At 69.5% G+C, this 16,059-nt stretch carries 12 protein-coding genes and 1 pseudogene; 8 read left to right on the top strand and 5 right to left on the bottom strand.

Features of this window, described 5'->3' with window-relative positions; translation table 11 throughout:
- Positions 1 to 6 precede the first annotated feature (6 nt).
- Both D892_RS0109500 and D892_RS0109505 read right to left on the bottom strand, forming a co-directional pair.
- Entirely contained in the window at positions 7 to 3,426 is a 3,420-nt protein-coding gene (locus tag D892_RS0109500) for a tetratricopeptide repeat protein (protein ID WP_232236041.1), read from the bottom strand.
- A 216-nt stretch (positions 3,427 to 3,642) separates the two neighbouring features.
- On the bottom strand, positions 3,643 to 4,311 hold the full coding sequence (locus tag D892_RS0109505; protein WP_024801015.1) for a class I SAM-dependent methyltransferase: 669 nt from the start codon (positions 4,309 to 4,311) through the stop codon (positions 3,643 to 3,645).
- Positions 4,312 to 4,425: 114 nt separating this feature from the next.
- Here D892_RS0109505 and D892_RS0109510 point away from each other — a divergent pair, with 114 nt between their 5' ends.
- The gene (locus D892_RS0109510; RefSeq protein ID WP_024801016.1) at positions 4,426 to 4,989 is read left to right on the top strand and encodes a TetR/AcrR family transcriptional regulator; all 564 of its coding nucleotides are present in this window, start codon (positions 4,426 to 4,428) and stop codon (positions 4,987 to 4,989) included.
- 119 nt (positions 4,990 to 5,108) lie between these two features.
- Here D892_RS0109510 and D892_RS0109515 read toward each other — a convergent pair whose 3' ends face one another.
- Positions 5,109 to 5,594 (bottom strand): glutathione peroxidase, encoded by a 486-nt coding sequence (locus tag D892_RS0109515; protein WP_024801017.1) that lies wholly within the window; start codon positions 5,592 to 5,594, stop codon positions 5,109 to 5,111.
- Positions 5,595 to 5,869: 275 nt separating this feature from the next.
- Here D892_RS0109515 and D892_RS0109520 point away from each other — a divergent pair, with 275 nt between their 5' ends.
- From D892_RS0109520 to D892_RS0109550, 5 genes and pseudogenes are all read left to right on the top strand, one after another.
- A complete protein-coding gene (locus D892_RS0109520; protein WP_232236043.1) occupies positions 5,870 to 7,609 on the top strand; it encodes a GMC family oxidoreductase in 1,740 nt (579 codons plus the stop codon).
- Between the two features lie 86 nt (positions 7,610 to 7,695).
- On the top strand, positions 7,696 to 8,859 hold the full coding sequence (locus D892_RS0109525) for a nitrate/nitrite transporter (RefSeq protein WP_024801019.1): 1,164 nt from the start codon (positions 7,696 to 7,698) through the stop codon (positions 8,857 to 8,859).
- Positions 8,860 to 9,170: 311 nt separating this feature from the next.
- A pseudogene (locus D892_RS0109535) lies at positions 9,171 to 10,349 on the top strand (transcription termination factor Rho, short form); the annotation flags it as partial.
- Positions 10,350 to 10,551: 202 nt separating this feature from the next.
- Entirely contained in the window at positions 10,552 to 11,097 is a 546-nt protein-coding gene (locus D892_RS0109545; RefSeq protein WP_024801021.1) for an LUD domain-containing protein, read from the top strand.
- Positions 11,094 to 11,747 carry an LUD domain-containing protein gene (locus D892_RS0109550; protein ID WP_024801022.1) on the top strand — a complete coding sequence of 218 codons (654 nt, stop codon included), beginning with the start codon at positions 11,094 to 11,096 and terminating at the stop codon, positions 11,745 to 11,747. The genes D892_RS0109545 and D892_RS0109550 overlap by 4 nt, the downstream gene beginning before the upstream one ends.
- Before the next feature lie 353 nt (positions 11,748 to 12,100).
- Here the strand turns inward: D892_RS0109550 and D892_RS0109555 are convergent, their stop codons facing one another.
- On the bottom strand, positions 12,101 to 13,063 hold the full coding sequence (locus D892_RS0109555) for a helix-turn-helix domain-containing protein (RefSeq protein ID WP_024801023.1): 963 nt from the start codon (positions 13,061 to 13,063) through the stop codon (positions 12,101 to 12,103).
- Positions 13,064 to 13,245: 182 nt separating this feature from the next.
- Between D892_RS0109555 and D892_RS0109560 the strand changes: the two genes are divergently transcribed.
- Both D892_RS0109560 and D892_RS0109565 read left to right on the top strand, forming a co-directional pair.
- On the top strand, positions 13,246 to 13,596 hold the full coding sequence (locus tag D892_RS0109560; RefSeq protein WP_024801024.1) for a hypothetical protein: 351 nt from the start codon (positions 13,246 to 13,248) through the stop codon (positions 13,594 to 13,596).
- Complete coding sequence (locus D892_RS0109565; protein WP_024801025.1) at positions 13,593 to 13,889, top strand: hypothetical protein; 297 nt, start codon at positions 13,593 to 13,595, stop codon at positions 13,887 to 13,889. The genes D892_RS0109560 and D892_RS0109565 overlap by 4 nt, the downstream gene beginning before the upstream one ends.
- Positions 13,890 to 14,522: 633 nt before the next feature.
- Here D892_RS0109565 and D892_RS0109575 read toward each other — a convergent pair.
- Complete coding sequence (locus D892_RS0109575) at positions 14,523 to 15,956, bottom strand: phage major capsid protein (RefSeq protein ID WP_024801026.1); 1,434 nt, start codon at positions 15,954 to 15,956, stop codon at positions 14,523 to 14,525.
- Positions 15,957 to 16,059: the final 103 nt, after the last annotated feature.

Raw genomic sequence — 16,059 nt, forward strand, 5'->3', positions numbered from 1 at the left:
CGATCGTCAGCGCCGGGTGACCGGCACCGGCCAGTCTCGCCAGACCCGGCGTTTCTTCCAGCGGATCTGGATCTCGCGGATCAGTCGAAGCGCGTCGGCGTAGGACACCACGGCATCCTGTGGCTTGCTCGACTCCTCCCAGGCCGTCGTGAGCCGCTCGAGCAGCTCGGCTCGCCGGGGGTTCTCGCCGATCGCGCGGAACAGCGCCAGCCCCTGCTGCGCCATATTGTCGATCCGGTCGTAGTCACCGGCCTTGTAGGACAGCAGACTTGCCCCGACGAAGGCGTATGCCTCTCCGATGCGGTCACCGATCTCCCGGAACAACGCCGGCGCCCGCTCGACCATGGCCACGGCGCCGGCGAGGTCGCCGTCCGCGTAGCGCAGCAACCCCAGACCGACGAACGCATAGGCGTAACAGACGCGATCGCCGATGTCGTGGAAGACGTCCGCCGCTTCCGTCGCCGGTCCGATCGCGCTCGCGTAGTCTCCTTCCGCGTACCGCAGCAACGCCAATCCGGCCAGGGCATAGGCGAATCCGAAGCGGTCGCCGATCTCGCGATAGGTCGCCACCGCCCGCGTGACGAGATCGACCGCGCCCGCGGTGTCTCCGGTGTCGAAGCCGAGCCTGCCCATGCTGCTGAGGACATAGGCCGCACCGACCGCGTCCCCGATGGCCTCGAATATCTCGAGCGCCCGGCCCAGCCGGTCGGCCGCGGCGGGATGGTCTCCGGTCGCCAGGGCGAGCCTGCCCAGCCCGGCCAGCACGTACGCCCGGCCCACCCGGTCACCGATCTCGTCGAAGATCGTCAGCGCCTGCCGCATCGGCTCGGCCGCGACGACGTATTCGCCGTCCGCGTACCGCACCAGGCCGAGTCCGAGAAGCGTGTACGCCTGCCCGACCCGGTCACCGATATCGCTGAACATCGCCAGCGCGCGGCTGATCTCCGCGACGGTTCCGGAGTAGTCGGCATTGGTGTATCGGGCCCAGCCGAGATCGTTGACCGCATAGGCCTCGCCCACCCGGTCGCCGATCTCGCGGAAGATCTCCAGCGCCCGGTTCATGTCGTCGACCGCCGACGACCAGTCCGCCGTCGCATAGTGCAGCCGGGCCAGGCCCGTCAGCGCGTAGGCCTCGCCCATCCGGTCGCCGAGATCGCGGCAGATCTCCAGCGCCTGCCACGCGGAATCGGCCGCGCCCGGATAATCTCCGGTCGCGAACCGCACCGATGCCAGGTCATTACGGGCGCGCGCCTCGGCGAAACGATCGCCCTGGGCCCGGTAGACGGCGAGCGCGCGCTCGACCGACTCGGTCGCGCCCGGATAGTCTCCGCTCGCGTACCGGACCTCCCCGAGTTCGTTGAGTGCGTGTGCCTCGCCGAGCGGGTCGCCGACATCGGCGAACGTCGTCAGCGCCTGCTGTACCCACTGCGCCGCGTCCCGGTAGTCGCCGGTCGCGTATCGCGCCATGCCCATGCCGATGAGGGCGTACGCCTCCGCCGAGCGGTCGCCCTCGTCCTGGTAGATCGTCCGCGCCTGCCGCATCAGGTCGGCCGTGCCCGGATAGTCGCCCGTGACGTACGCCAGCGCGCCGAGCACGCCGAAGACGCGCGCCTGATCGACACGCCGGCCGTCGTCCGAGTAGAGCCGCAACGCCTCCCGCATCGGACCGACCGCGTCCGGATAGTCTCCGATGGCGTACCGCATCATGCCCAGGTTGTAGTGCGCGTCGGCGGCGCCGAGGCGGTCGCCGACGAGCCGGGCCAGGGCCACGGCGCGTTGATGTAGCTCGACCGCGACCGGCCAGGGACCGTCCAGGAACAGCAACCCGGCCAGGACGCTCGTCAGTCCGATCGCCTGCCGCGGTCGGTCACAGCGGGCGGCGTAACCGAGGCAGTCCAGCAGGTTGTCCCGCTCGGCCCGCAGCCACGCCAACGCCCCATCGCGGCCGGGGAAGCTCGGTGCACCCTCGAAATCCCGTTCGCCGGAGGGCGGCCGTGAGCGGGTTCCGACCGCCAGACGCTTGCCGGCGGAATAGCCGACATGCCAGTAGTAATTCAGCAGCCGTTCCACGGCGGCTCGGCGATCCGGCTCCGGATCGCCGGCGGCGAGGTCGTGGGCATAGGTGCGCAGCAGGTCGTGCATCCGGTAGCGACCGTGCACATGTTCCTGCAGCAGATGGTCGACGAACAGCGCCTCGAGCTCGCGGCGGGCCGCGGCCACGTCGGTTCCGTTCAGCGCCGCGGCGGCGTATCCATCGATGTCGCGGGCGGGGTGCAGTCCGAGGCGACGGAACAACTGCTGCCGGGCCGGCGGCATGTCGCGATAGGACATCCCGAACGCGATGTGGACGGCGCGTTCACCGGCCTCGAACTCGCCCAGCGGATCGGCCGCCGCGGCGAGGTCGTCGGCCAACCCGGCGAGGGTCCACGTCGGGTGATGGGCCATCCTGGCCGCCAGCAACACGATCGCGAGCGGCAGATACCCGCACAACCGGACGATCTCGGCCGCCACCGCCCGCTCGCTCTCGGCCGGGGCGCGGCGGGCCAGCGTGCAGAACAACTCGGCCGCCGCGTCCGGCGCCAACGTATCCAGGCTGAACGAGTGGGCCCCGTCCAGGGCGACCAGCATCCGGCGACCGGCGATCACCGTCGCACAGTTCGGTCCGTTCGGCAGCAGCGGCTCGACCTGAGCGGCGTCCCGGGCGTCGTCGAGGACCAGCAGGATGCGTTTCCCGGCCGTCCGGTCCCGCCACACGGCACGGCGATTCTCCAGACCGTCGGGAATAGCGCGCGAAGCCATCCCCAGCAGGGTGAGCAGCCCGGCCAGGACGTCGGCAGGCTCCGCGGCCGGTCGTCCGCGATCGTGGGCATGCAGGTCGACGAACAGTCGGCCGTCGGGAAATCCATCCGCCAGGCGATGCGCCACCTTGATCGCGAACGCCGTCTTGCCGACACCCGGCATACCGCTGATCGACACCACCCCGCCGGACTCGACGCCCTTCGCGATGCGCTCCAACTCGTCGTCGCGACCGATCACCGTCGTATCCCGCGGCAGCGTATCGACCACCTGGTGACCCGAAACCGATTCGGCCCCAGCAGGATTGTCCCGCGCCGCCTGCCACAGCTGCTGCCACTTCCCCATCGTCGTCGAGTCGCCGGCGCCGCGCTCTCTCGCCATGGATCTCAGCGTCACCAGGATCGGCTCGAGCGATACGAACTTGGCCGGAACATGCTGCCCGGACCGCCACGAGCTGATCACCCCGATCGACGCGACCTTCCGCGTCGTGCCCGGACGATCCTTCCCGGTCTTCCGCACCACCTGTTCCAGGGTCGGATTCCCCGCCGCGTCGAACAGCTCGTTCAGGCGCCTGGCAAACCTTCTCCTCGCCGATTCGCCGTCGCCCACACCGTCCCTCGCCCTGCCCACCCGCACAGGCTAATCGGGCCCGACCAACCTCGTCCGGCGTTGGCGCGATCGACGATGCCGAACACCTTGTCGGCGACCGGCTTCCCGCGGCGAGCCGGCACCCGGCCACACCGCCGCGCCCGAACTTGCTCCGATGAACTGCGACTCCGGCGCATTTGCCTGCTGGACAGCCACTTTCGCGGCCTTCCGGCTGCGGGCACGAGACCGGACGACGCGCTATTCCTGTCCGCCGCACCCCGTGGTGTGCTCCAGGATGCGCAGCGACCCCGTCGCCGACACCTCGTGGAACTTCCCGCTGTCCAACGCCTTTCGGTAGATGTTGTACGGGGCCCGGCCGCCGTCGCGAGGGTCGGGGAACACGTCGTGGATGGCCAGTGCGCCGCCCGCGGCGACCCAATGCGCCCAGCCGTCGAAATCGCGCTGCGCCGCCTCCTCGGTGTGCCCGCCGTCGATGAACAGCAGCCGGATCGGGGTGCGCCAGATGCGGGCCACGGTCGCCGAGGGGCCCACGATGCCGACCACGGTGTCGGTGAGCCCGGCCCGCACGATCGCGCGCCGGAACTGGGTGACCGTGTCGAAGCGGCCGGTCTCCGGATCCACCAGCGAGCTGTCGTGGTACTCCCAGCCGGGCTGATGCTCCTCGGACCCGCCGTGGTGATCGATCGTGTAGACCGTCGCGCCGGTCGTCCGGGCGGCCGCGCCGAGGTAGATCGCCGACTTCCCGCAGTAGGTTCCGATCTCGACGACGGTGCCGTCCCCGCCGTAGCGGACGGCCGCCTCGTACAGCGCCTGACCCTCCGCGATCGGCATGAAGCCGGTAGTTTGCTCGGCAAGGTCGAACAACTCCGCGGCCGTGCTGGGAATCGCCGAATCGGCACGGGTCATGAGGGGGAAACCTTTCTCTCGGCGCGAGGCACACGGGCCGGTGCCGGGGGGCGGGCGAGTTGCCCGAACAGGGTGTCCATAGTAGCATCCGGACACGTGTCCGAACCCGTCCCCGTGAGCCTCGAAGCGACCCGTCGGCGCCTCACCGAGAAGCAGGCCGACACCGTCGACCGGCTCACCAGAGCCGCGCTCGAGGTGTTGTCCCGCGAGGGCTTCGCGGGGCTGACGGTGCGCATGGTGGCCGCCGCCGCGGGGGTCGGCACCGCCACCGCCTACACCTATTTCTCCTCGAAGGAACATCTCGTCGCCGAGGTCTTCTGGCGTCGCCTGGCCTCCACGCCGCCGCCCGCCGACGACGAATCCGGCAGCACCGCACGAACAGTCGCGGTGCTGCGGCAGATCGCGATGCTGGTGGCCGACGAACCGGCGCTGGCGGGCGCGGTGACCAGTGCGCTGCTCGGCACCGATCCCGATGTCGCCCACCTGCGGATGCGCGTCGGCACGGAGATTCGCAAGCGCCTGGTCACGGCCCTCGGCGAGGATGCCGATCCGGATATCGTGGAGTCGCTCGAGTTGCTCTACGCCGGCGCCCTGGTGCGGGCCGGCATGGGCTACGCGTCGTACGCGGAGATCGCCGACCGGCTCGAACAGGCCGCCCTCCGGATTCTGCGCGACTGAACTACGGGCCGCGACTGAACTACGGGGGCGACTGAGCGACGGACCACAGCGCCGACGCCCGGCCGTAACGCCGATACCGGCCCGCGGCACCGACGCCGCGCCAGGACACCGACACCGGCCTACAGCACCGACTCGATGGCGGAGACGACCGCCGCATCCTTCGGCTCGGTGCGCGGGCGGAACCGGCCGACCACCTTGCCGTCGCGATCGACGAGGAACTTCTCGAAATTCCACTGGATATCGCCGGCCTCGCCGTCGGCATCGGTCGTCCGCACCAGCTCCTGATACAGCGGGTGCCGATCGTCGCCGTTCACATCGGACTTCGCCAGCAGCGGGAAGTCCACGCCGTAGGTGGTCGAGCAGAACTGCTGGATCTCCTCGGCACTGCCGGGCTCCTGGCCCATGAACTGGTTGCACGGCACACCGACCACGCTGAAGCCGCGCGGGCCGTAGGTCTGCTGCAGCTCCACCAGGCCGGTGTACTGGGGCGTGAGGCCGCACTTGGAGGCGACGTTCACCACCAGCATCGCCTTGTCACCGGCCAGCTCGCCCAGGGTCGTGGAATCGTCGGAGAGGGTACGTACGGGAATGTCACGAATAGTCACAACGCCGATGATAGGGCGAATTCCGTCGAACCCCCCGGCCGAAGTACGCACCGCGGGCGGCGTCCGCACCCGCGACGGCGATAATCTCTCCGCATCGTTCGCACCGTCGCGAAGACCGCGAACTGAAACGAGTTCACAAGATTGACAGCGCCGCCAACGCTCGATCGGACGCCCCGGGAGAAGCCCGAAAGATCACCTGCACCACCGACTCGACCGCCGGTGGCGGCCGGGTCCGCGGCCGGAATTCGACCTCGGACCTTCACCAGTATTAGAACTTGTTCTACAGTGATCTCGGGCACGCTCCCGCGCGCGCCGATCTCGGGCACGCCCCCGCGCGCGCCGACGCCGACGACGACCACTTCGAGGACGAGGTAAGCACTATGACCGAATCTCCGCGCAACGCGGCAGCCACCGAAGCCGACTACATCGTCGTGGGTGCGGGCAGCGCCGGAGCCATCGTCGCGGCCCGGCTGGCCGAGCACGGCGCCAGCGTGATCCTGCTGGAGGCCGGCCGCAAGGACAACACCCGGCTGGTCCGGGTTCCGGGCATGATCACGACGGTGCACACGGTGCCCCAGCTGAAGCACCGGGTGACCTGGAGCCAGTACTCGGTACCGCAGAAACACGCCAACGAGCGCGAGATCCCGATGACCCGCGGCAAGGTGCTCGGCGGCTCCAGCTCCGTCAACGGCATGCTGTTCGTCCGCGGCAACAAGGCCAACTTCGACTCCTGGGCCGCCGAAGGCTGCGACGGCTGGAGCTACCAGGACGTCCTGCCCGCCTACAAACGCCTCGAGAACTGGGAAGACGGCGCCAACGAGCTCCGCGGCTCCGGCGGCCCCATCCAGGTCACCCGGCAGAAGGAACTGACCCCGATCGCGCAGGAATTCCTCACGGCCGCATCGGAAACGCTCGGGGTGCCGCGCATCGCCGACTACAACGGCGAGTCGCAGGAGGGCATCAGCATCTTCCAGCAGAGCGCCCGCAACGGCATCCGTTACAGCTCCTCTCGCGGCTTCATCACCGAGCGCCCGAACCCGAATCTCCGCGTGGTGACCGGCGCGCACGTCGCCCGCGTCGTCATCGAGAAGGGCCGGGCGACCGGCGTCGAGGTGATCGAGAAGTCCGGGCGCCGCATCATCCGCGCCGGCAAGGAGGTCGTGGTCTCCGGCGGCGTGATGGGCTCGCCGCACATCCTGCTGCTGTCGGGCATCGGCCCGGCCGGGCACCTGCGCGACATGGGCGTGGACGTGCACGCGGACCTGCCCGTCGGCCAGAACCTGCACGACCACCTGTTCGTCCCGATGACCTTCATCTCGAAGAAGGCGATCCACCGCGGCATCCCCTCGCACTTCGCGGCCGGCCTGCTGCGCGAGACCGTGCGCCCGGGCAGCTCCTGGATGGGCCGGACGGTGTTCGAATGTGTCGGGTTCGTGCGGACCTCGATGGCCAAGGACGTGCCGGACATGCAGATCCACACCCTGCCGTGGAGCTATCCGGTGCCCAACCAGGACGAGGACAAGCTGCACATGGTGGACCGCAGGCCCGGCCTGACCGTCTTCCCGACGCTGATCTACCCGAAGAGCCGCGGCGAGCTGCGGCTGGGCTCGAAGGATCCGCTCCAGCAGCCGCTCATCGACCCGGGCTACCTGTCCGACTCCGCCGACACCGACTTCCTGGTCGAGGCCATCGGCATGATCCGGGAGATCATGGCGTCCAAGACGATCGCGGGCGACGTCACCGAGGAGCTCTCGCCCGGACCGGATTTCACCGACGAGACCGCGCTGCGGCGGGAACTACCCAACCGCATCCACTCCGTCTACCACCCGGTCGGCACCTGCCGCATGGGCGCCGACGAACGCGCCGTGGTCGACCCGCAACTGCGGGTGCGCGGCATCGAGGGCCTGCGCGTCGCCGACGCCTCGATCATGCCGAGCATCACCGGCGGCAACACCAACGCACCGTCGTACATGATCGGCGAGAAGTGCGCCGAATTCATCACCGCCGGAGCCTGATCGCTCTGCGCGCCGGGTGATCGGTCACCCGGCGCGCACCCCGTACCCTGAAGCCGGAGCAACCTCGGGTCTGATAGACAGAAGGTATGAATGCGAGGAATCTGGCGCTCGCCACGGTTGCCTTCGCCATCACCTTCTGGGCCTGGAATCTCATCGGCCCGCTGTCCAGCAGCTACAGCTCCATGCTGAACCTGTCGGCGAGCCAGACCTCGCTGCTCGTCGCCACGCCGGTGATCGTCGGCTCGCTGGGCCGCATTCCCGCCGGCGTCCTCACCGACAAGTTCGGCGGCCGCCTCATGTTCGCGATCGTCTGCTTCCTGACGATCGTGCCGGTGCTGTTCGTCGGCTGGTCGAATTCCTATGGGCCGCTGCTGTTCTGGGCCTTCCTGCTGGGCATCGGCGGCACCTCGTTCGCGGTCGGCGTGCCGTTCGTCAACTCCTGGTACGAACCCGCTCGGCGCGGCTTCGCCACCGGCGTATTCGGCGCCGGCATGGGCGGCACGGCGCTGTCGGCGCTGTTCACCCCGCGGCTGGTGGACTGGCTGGGCAGGCCGGCCACCCATGTTCTGCTCGCCGTCGTACTCGCCGCCATGGGCGTTGTCATGCTGATGTTCAGCAGGAACGCGCCGGAGTGGCGCCCGGCGAACGAACCCGCGCTGCCGCGCATCCGTGACGCGCTGAAGCTCCGGGCGACCTGGCAGGGCGCCTTCCTCTACGCCGTGGCCTTCGGCGGTTTCGTCGCCTTCTCCACCTACCTGCCGACCGTGCTGCACAACGTATACGACTTCGCCCAGTCCGACGCCGGCCTGCGCACCGCCGGTTTCTCCATCGCCGGAGTGCTGGCGCGCCCGCTGGGCGGCACGCTGTCCGACCGGGTCGGCCCCATCTCGGTGCTGGTCACGTCCTTCGCGGGGACGGCGGTGCTGGCCGTGGTGCTGGCCTTCGACCCGCCCGCCGAGTGGCCCGCCGGGATCAGCTTCGTGCTCATGGCCTTCTTCGTCGGGCTCGGCACGGGCGGCGTCTTCGCCCTGCTGGCCAAGCTGGTCGAACCCGCCCGCGTCGGCACCGTGACCGGACTGGTCGGCGCGGCCGGCGGCCTGGGCGGCTACTTCCCACCGCTGGTCATGGGCGTGATGTGGAGCATCTTCGACGATTACACGGTGGGCTACCTGCTGCTGGCGCTCACCGCAGTCGCGGCCCTGCTGTACACGATGGCGCTGCGCCGCACGGCCCACGCCCAACCCGCCTGAACCACCGATGATCGCGGTGGCGCCGGTACGGAATGAACCGGCGCCATTGCGTGTTCCCCTGATGTGCCGCTACCGTAGGCACGTCGTCATCGTGTGGATGAGGTCGACACTCCCGCCCACCGGGCAGCAGTCCCTCCCACAGGATCTCTTCACCGCTCCGTTCCGCGTTATGTGACGGCGCGCAGCGCCACCCACCGGGCCGGTCCGGAGTTCTTCCCCCGCGGTTCCCCGCCGCGATCACGGCATTCGCCGCGACTACGACCATCCATCCGCTCAGGAGAAACATCATGGAACAGAACACAATTCACCACAGAGGCGGCGGTGCCGGCGGTGCTTCCGATGCCGGCGGTGCTTCCAGTGTCGGCGGTGCCGGCGGTGCCACCGAGACGGCGGTGACCGGCATCCTGGACATCGTCGACAACAGGGCCGCCCTGCACGTCGACGGCTACCTCGCCGGACCGCGCGACGCCCACGTATCCACCCGGCTGATCCGCGAGAACGGCCTGCGCCGCGGCGATACCGTCACCGGCGCGGTCGGCCCCAAGCGCGACAACGCCAAGTACCCGCCGCTGATCCGGGTCGACACCGTGAACGGGTTGCCGGTCGGGCAGGCGCGATCCCGGCCGCACTTCTCCGAATTGATCCCCATCTATCCCCAGGACCGGCTCCGGCTGGAGACCGAACCGCACGAAACGATCACGCGCGTCACCGATCTCGCGATGCCGGTCGGCAAGGGCCAGCGCGCTCTGATCGTCGCCCCGCCGAAGGCGGGCAAAACCCTTGCGCTGCAATCCATCGCGCACGGCATCGCCAAGAACCACCCCGAATGCCACCTGATGATGGTGCTGGTCGGCGAGCGCCCGGAGGAGGTCACCGACCTGACCCGCGCGGTACCCGCCGATATCGCCGCCGCCACCTTCGACCAGCCGCCCCACGACCACGTGGCGGTCGCGGAACTGGCCGTCGAGCACGCCAAGCGGCTGGTCGAGATGGGCCGGGACGTGGTGGTTCTGCTGGATTCGCTGACCCGCCTGGCCCGCGCGTACAACCTGGCCTCGTCCGCCTCCGGCCGCATCCTCTCCGGCGGTGTGGACGCCGCCGCGCTCGCGCCGCCGAAGAAGTTCCTCGGGGCGGCGCGCAACATCGAGGGCGGCGGTTCGCTCACCATCATCGCCACCACGCTGGTGGAAACCGGTTCGGTAGCCGATACCGTGATCTTCGAGGAGTACAAGGGCACCGGCAACGCCGAACTGAAGCTCGACCGCCGAGCCGCCGAGCGCCGCCTGTTTCCCGCGGTCGACATCGCCCAATCGAGCACGCGCAAGGACGATCTCCTGCTCCACCCCGACGAACTGGCCGCCGTGCAGTCGCTGCGGAACACCCTGTCCGGCCGCGAACCGCAGCAGGCCCTCGAGCTGCTGCTGACCGGCCTGCGCCAGACCGACACGAACGCCGAGTTCCTCGCGGGTATCCGCGCCGCCCGCAGCTGACCTGCGACGTCGCGGCGCAACCCCGAAAATTCGGGCCTACATTGTGGTGTCAGCCGGACACCTCTCGGGGGTAGCCTGTTCGACAAGATCAGCCGTGCTCACCCGCCGCCCGGCGGGCGCACAGCACCACCGCACAGCTCGTCCCGCATTCGGACTCCGGTGCCGATCGAATCGCCGGCGCCGGCCATGGAAGGGGCCGCCCATGCGCACGGCACCGTTCGCCGCCCGTGTCGGCGATGCCCCGTATCCCGGCACCCGCTACCGCGCAGACACCGCCGGGCGCGGCCGCCGCGCGCCGGGCGGCCCGCACGACCTCGCCGGCTCCACGCCCCTGCCCCGGCGCGAGAGGTCCCCGGCGGCAGCGATCGAAATCGGTACGAACTTCCTGGTCGCCGAGGCCGACACGAGGGCCACGGTGGAGTCCGAGGGCAACAACCCTCTGCGCCGGACGCGGCCCGATACCCTGATCTCGGTGGTGCGCGTCGAGAAGATCGTGCCGACCCGGCGCGACCTGGAGGTGTCCTTGCAACTGCTGGCTCGCAGCGCGACCGGGTGGACCGACAGCCGGCGGGCGCCCACGATCCCGGAGGAGTCGTTCCGTCGTCGGTGGCAGCGCCCCCGCGGCGCGTATGAGGGCAACGGGCATACAGGCACCGGGCACGGCGGCGATACGGGCCGACATCGCGCCCTCGGCACCGGCCACCCGCCCGGCGGCGCCGGATCGACCCCGGACGGGAGGACGCGGTGACCTCGCGCGAGGAGATCCTGCGCCGCGTGCGCGACGGACTGAAGGCACTGCCCGACGACGAACGGACCGTGACGGTGCCGCGCAATTATCGGCGGCACGCGCCGGACGTCTCCCCGGACGACCGCACGGCGATCGTCGAGCTGTTCGTCGAGCGACTGAGGCTATATGGCGCCCAAGTCAACCGGACCACCGAATCCGAGATCCCGGACATGGTGCGCACCGTCCTGCGGACCCACGACGCCACGTCGGTGGTGGCGCCCGACGGACTGCCGGAGGACTGGCTGCGGCCCTGGGCGGAGACGGACGAACACCGCGTGATCGATGACCATCCCCAGCTGTCCACCGACGACCTGGACGGGGTGGACGCGGTGGTCACCGCCTGCGCCGGCGCGGTCGCCGACTCCGGCACGGTCGTCCTCGACGGCGGGCCCGGGCAGGGCCGCCGCGGGCCGACCCTGGTGCTCGACTGCCACGTCTGCGTCGTGCGCGCCGATCAGATCGTGTCCGCCCTGCCGGAGATCCTCGACCGGCTCGATCCGCGCCGCCCGATCACGTTCTTCAGCGGCCCGGCCGCGACGGTCGACATCGAGATGGTCCACGTCGAGGGCGTGCACGGCCCGCGGCAGCTGGAAGTCGTCGTCGTCGAATAACCCTCACCGCAAGCGCTCCTTAAGACCCCGGCAAGCCCGGGGCGGCATCGTCTGTGTCACCACCGGATAACACCGGTGCCCCACCACCGCGTGGGGACAAGCGGAGGTGACCCGTCGACGAGGGGTGTCGGGTCTCATCCGACCGCCGGCGTGCTCCTGCTGCTCGAGGGGACAGCAGGATCACGTCCGGTGCGATTCGAGGGAGTCCAACGGTGTCCGTGAGCAGGGGTTTTGCACTTCCGCGAACACTGGCGGACGTACCAATACGACGCGAATTGTGACACGCAGGTGACACAGAAAGGCCCGCGCTCCATCGTCGGGCAGCGCGGGCCGTCTCTGTTCTTGATCTGCCGCTACGGCTTCCACCCGGGCTCTACAAGATCCAACATCGGCGTCAGCCATCCGGCGGACCGGTGAGCGGCAGGCATCGCCGCGACCCCTTGTGCGGCTTCCCGCTTGCCATCGCAGCGGCGGCCGAGGGTCGACAGCACGACACCGCGGTGAAGGCCCCAGAATCCGGCGGTATACCAGTAGCCCCAGGACGGTAGCTCGATACCGTCGGTCACGTCCGCCGCGTGCTCGGCGCCTGCCAGGGCCTTGGCCGACCGGCGGTTGTCGCCGCGCACAGCCAGGATCTCGGCATGCTGATGGCGCGCGTACACGCCGAGGATCGGGTGCGCGCCGTCCACCTCGGCCGCCGCTTCGGTGAGGTGTATCGCCCGTTCGGTGTCGCCCTGGCAGCGAGCCGTGTAGGCGCGGAAGCTCAGCGCGTGGGCGAGCTGGGACCGGTCGCCAGCAGTGTCGGCGAGCTGTGCGGCATCCTCGAATGCTTTGTTCGAGATGTGTGCCCGGCCGGTGTCGTGTTCGAGCCACCCTCGATATCCAGCTACTTCGGCCGCCAATCCTGCGGCCGTCGAGCCGCCGCCTACATTCTCCGCGGTCAATGCTCGTGCCAGACTGTCGATGCCTCGGACCACGGGCAAAACGAGGGCCGCCCCGGCGGTGTCCTCGAGGTGGCGTGTGCGTTCGAGGATCGCACTTATGTCCTCGAGGCTCGAGGCGCCGGCCTTCGCCGGATCGGCGACGGTCGCGCCGAGACGTTCCACGTCGACGCCGGTGAGGCCGAGTGTCGGATCACCGAGGGCCTTCCGGTAGGCCTTCACCACTGCGTCCGTCACCGGCTTCCGCCCGGTCTCGATCTCGGATAGGTAGCTCGCCGCGAATGTGGTGCGTGCGGCCATAGTGCGCAATCCGATGTCGGCGACCGTGCGCAGTTCGCGCAGCAGATTTCCGGTCACGGCTGATTCTGCGAACACCTGCGAACACTAACGCGCTCGTGTCACCACCGTGTCACGACGAAGGTTATTCGTGGCCCCGCCGCCGAGTCGAGTCGATGCCCGGCCCCTGGTCTGACGACTGATCCAACCTCGAACCCCGGTCGTCGGACCCGCTCCCCGGCGGCGGGTGCCTTCCACGAGGCGCGACCGAGGGAGAAGCGATGCGGGACAACGCAGTTGGGCTCATCCGATCGGACCTGAGCGAGGATGTGGCCGCCGACGAGAAAGCGATCCGCGAACTGGCCGAATGGTCGGATCTGGAATTCGCCGAGGGCCTGGTGTTCGACGCTGCCACCGACATGCCGACGTTACGGCTCATCGAAGCCGTGCACCGCGCCAAGGCGCAGGTCGTGATCGTCCCGACGGCCGCGCACCTGGGTGGCGGTCGCCGCGCGCTCGAGGAACTGGACGTGTCGGTGCTGTGCTCGAAGCTCGCCCGCCCGGTCACCACCGGCGACGCGGGGGCCTCGGCGGGACGGCCGCCGACCGGCGACGGACCCGATGCGGCGTGAGCGAGATAACGGCCTGGTGGATGCTGGCAGGGCTGCTGGTCATCGCCGGGGGCGTGGTGTGGCTTCTGCTGCGCTCGGGCCGCGACTACGAGCGGAAGGCACCGACACAGCCCCTGTGGACGATCGGCTGGACGCACGAGGCGCCGCCGTACGAGCCGGGGGTCGCGGGCGCCCACAAGATCATGCAGCAGCACCGAGCCTGCGACCGGGAAGACTGCCCGCGCAAGCGAGTGGCGTGGCAGGTGCTCGTCGAGGCCGGGCACATCCGGCCGGACTCGACGCGCGAGTACTGAGGGCCACCGGGATGAGCAGGCCGGGCAGCGGCAGCAACAGATCCTGCAAACACTCGCCGATGGGGCGCCCCGCGACTGCGGCGCCATCGGAGAGGACATCCGGCTCAGTCCGGACCGGGTGCACACGACGATCGGCACCATGCATGAACGCGGCTGGGTGAGCCAGGTCGGGAGGGCGCGGCATTGGCAGGCGCAGGTGTGGCGGATCACCGCGGCGGGGCGGAAGCAGATCCCGCCGCAGTGCAGCAGACGCAGGGAGTGACAATCTGTCACTCCCTCCTGCTGCACGGTATCGAGAGAGGTTCACCGCGAACCGCTGTCGCGGTCTCCAGCACGACCAAAACTGCACTGAAGATTTGGTTACGGAGAGTCCCGCAAAGACGCTGGTCAGCGAGCGGAGTTTGCCGACCAAACTCTCCTCGGCGCGGACTCTTCGCAGGTCAGATACTCCGCATCCGGTCGCGCCTGAGATTCGGCCCCGCACAAAAAATTCCATGACTACCGGCGGAGTCATGCGGGTGGGGGTCAGAATATTTTCCGGGGGTGGGGGTGCGGCAGACGCACACCCCCGTCGACCGGACGAACGGGGGTACTCATAGGCGAGTACCCCCGTCCCACCTGGCGGACGCCCTTCTACGCGGTCGTGGGCACCGACAACAGCCGGAATGCCTGGGGCACGACGACATCGGATCCTGTTCGGAACCAGAGCAATGCGCCCCGCTCGCCGCTCGGCCGGCGGTTGGCGCCCATCAGGTGAGGCACGAGTTCGAGCGTCGAGCCGAGGCGATCCACGATCACGAACTGCCCGAAGTCGCCGTAGAGCAGCGGGTAGTTGGCCTCGGTCGCGCCGGGGTTCAGCGTGCCGTCCATGTTGCTGTTCTCGTACATGGTGCGGCCGAGCAGTGACGGCGGATTACCTTGCAGCCCAGGGAATTTCAGCGCACCGGCCGCCGTCTCGAACTGGCGCAACGTGTTCAGAACGGCCAGGTTGGCGTTCCACGAGGCGTTCGGCTGCCACCGCGGCGGTAGCGCGTTCTGGACCGTGAACGGGTCGCTGGCCGCGATCGTCTCGGGTGTCGTCGGCGAGACCAGCGGCACGGTACCGGCAGCGGCGACCAGGGCCGTGATGATGCCCTTGGGCTGGCCGGTGCCCGAACCGGTGGTGTAGGCGGTCGCGGAGAGCTGGTCGGCGCCGTCCTGGAGCAGCCGCCCGAGTTCGGTCATGAATCCGACCGCGTCGCCTTCGATCTCGAAGGAGAACGGCACGAACGCATCACCCTTGTGCACGGGGATCGCTGGTTTGGCCAGGGTCGGCGAAGCGTCGGCCACCTCGGCGGCCTCGGCGGTCCACTCCGCGGTCACACCGGCCGAGGTGATGCCGTTCCACGAATCGGTAGCGGTCTGCACGACCCGCGAGATAGCACGCAGCGGGTTCGTGCTGCCGTTGCTCGTGAGCATGACGGCCGGATCGAGGGTCAACGGCACCATGTAGCCGCCCGCGGTGTCGGTCAGCGACATGGAGCGCTGCTCGACACGCAGCGCGTCGACCGCGCGGTACGCCTCGGCTTCGGCCGCCGTCCATGTCAGGTGACCGTGCGTCGGGTTGCCGACCAGCTTCGCGAACGCGCGCTCGTAGTCCTCGGCCCCGGCGGCCACGGCGTAACGCGCCGTCCACGACCGGGACAGCGCCGGGCCGTGGTCGACCAGCGTCTCCACCAGCTCCGCACCGCGGGCGGTCAGGCGATCGGTTCGCACCGCGGCATCGAGGCTGTACAGCGCCCGGTCCCGCTCGGAGAACCCGTCGCTACCGGCACCGTCGGTCCGGGGTCGGTCCACGATGCCCAGGCCGGCACCGCCTCCGCGCGCACCGCGGATCTCGGCGAGCGTCGCGTCGTGCTCAAGGTCGAGCCGCTGGCGGTGAACCTCGCGGAACTCGGCAAGCAGCTGCTCGCACTGCCGCACCTCGGCCGCTGCCTTGCCCGGCTTGGTCTTCAGGTGTTCGAGCTCGTCCTGAATGTTCTTCTCGCGGTCGAGGCACCGCTGGTAGACCGCGCTGTTGACGCGCATGTGCGTACTCCTCTGCACAGGGGGGAATCGAGGGAATCGACGGGTGCTCTCCGGCCTCGATCGGGTGGAGTTCGCGGCGCGTCGCCTTCCGGCCGACAGTGCA

Origin of the sequence: Nocardia sp. BMG51109 (assembly GCF_000526215.1) — a bacterium.
Taxonomy (GTDB): Bacteria; Actinomycetota; Actinomycetes; order Mycobacteriales; family Mycobacteriaceae; genus Nocardia.

Excerpts from the sequence above, each read along its gene's own strand:
- D892_RS0109525 (WP_024801019.1), top strand. The coding sequence starts at position 7,696 with ATGAATGCGAGGAATCTGGCGCTCGCCACGGTTGCCTTCGCCATCACC.
- D892_RS0109560 (WP_024801024.1), top strand. The coding sequence starts at position 13,246 with ATGCGGGACAACGCAGTTGGGCTCATCCGATCGGACCTGAGCGAGGAT.
- D892_RS0109545 (WP_024801021.1), top strand. The coding sequence starts at position 10,552 with ATGCGCACGGCACCGTTCGCCGCCCGTGTCGGCGATGCCCCGTATCCC.
- D892_RS0109505 (WP_024801015.1), bottom strand. The coding sequence starts at position 4,311 with ATGACCCGTGCCGATTCGGCGATTCCCAGCACGGCCGCGGAGTTGTTC.
- D892_RS0109575 (WP_024801026.1), bottom strand. The coding sequence starts at position 15,956 with ATGCGCGTCAACAGCGCGGTCTACCAGCGGTGCCTCGACCGCGAGAAG.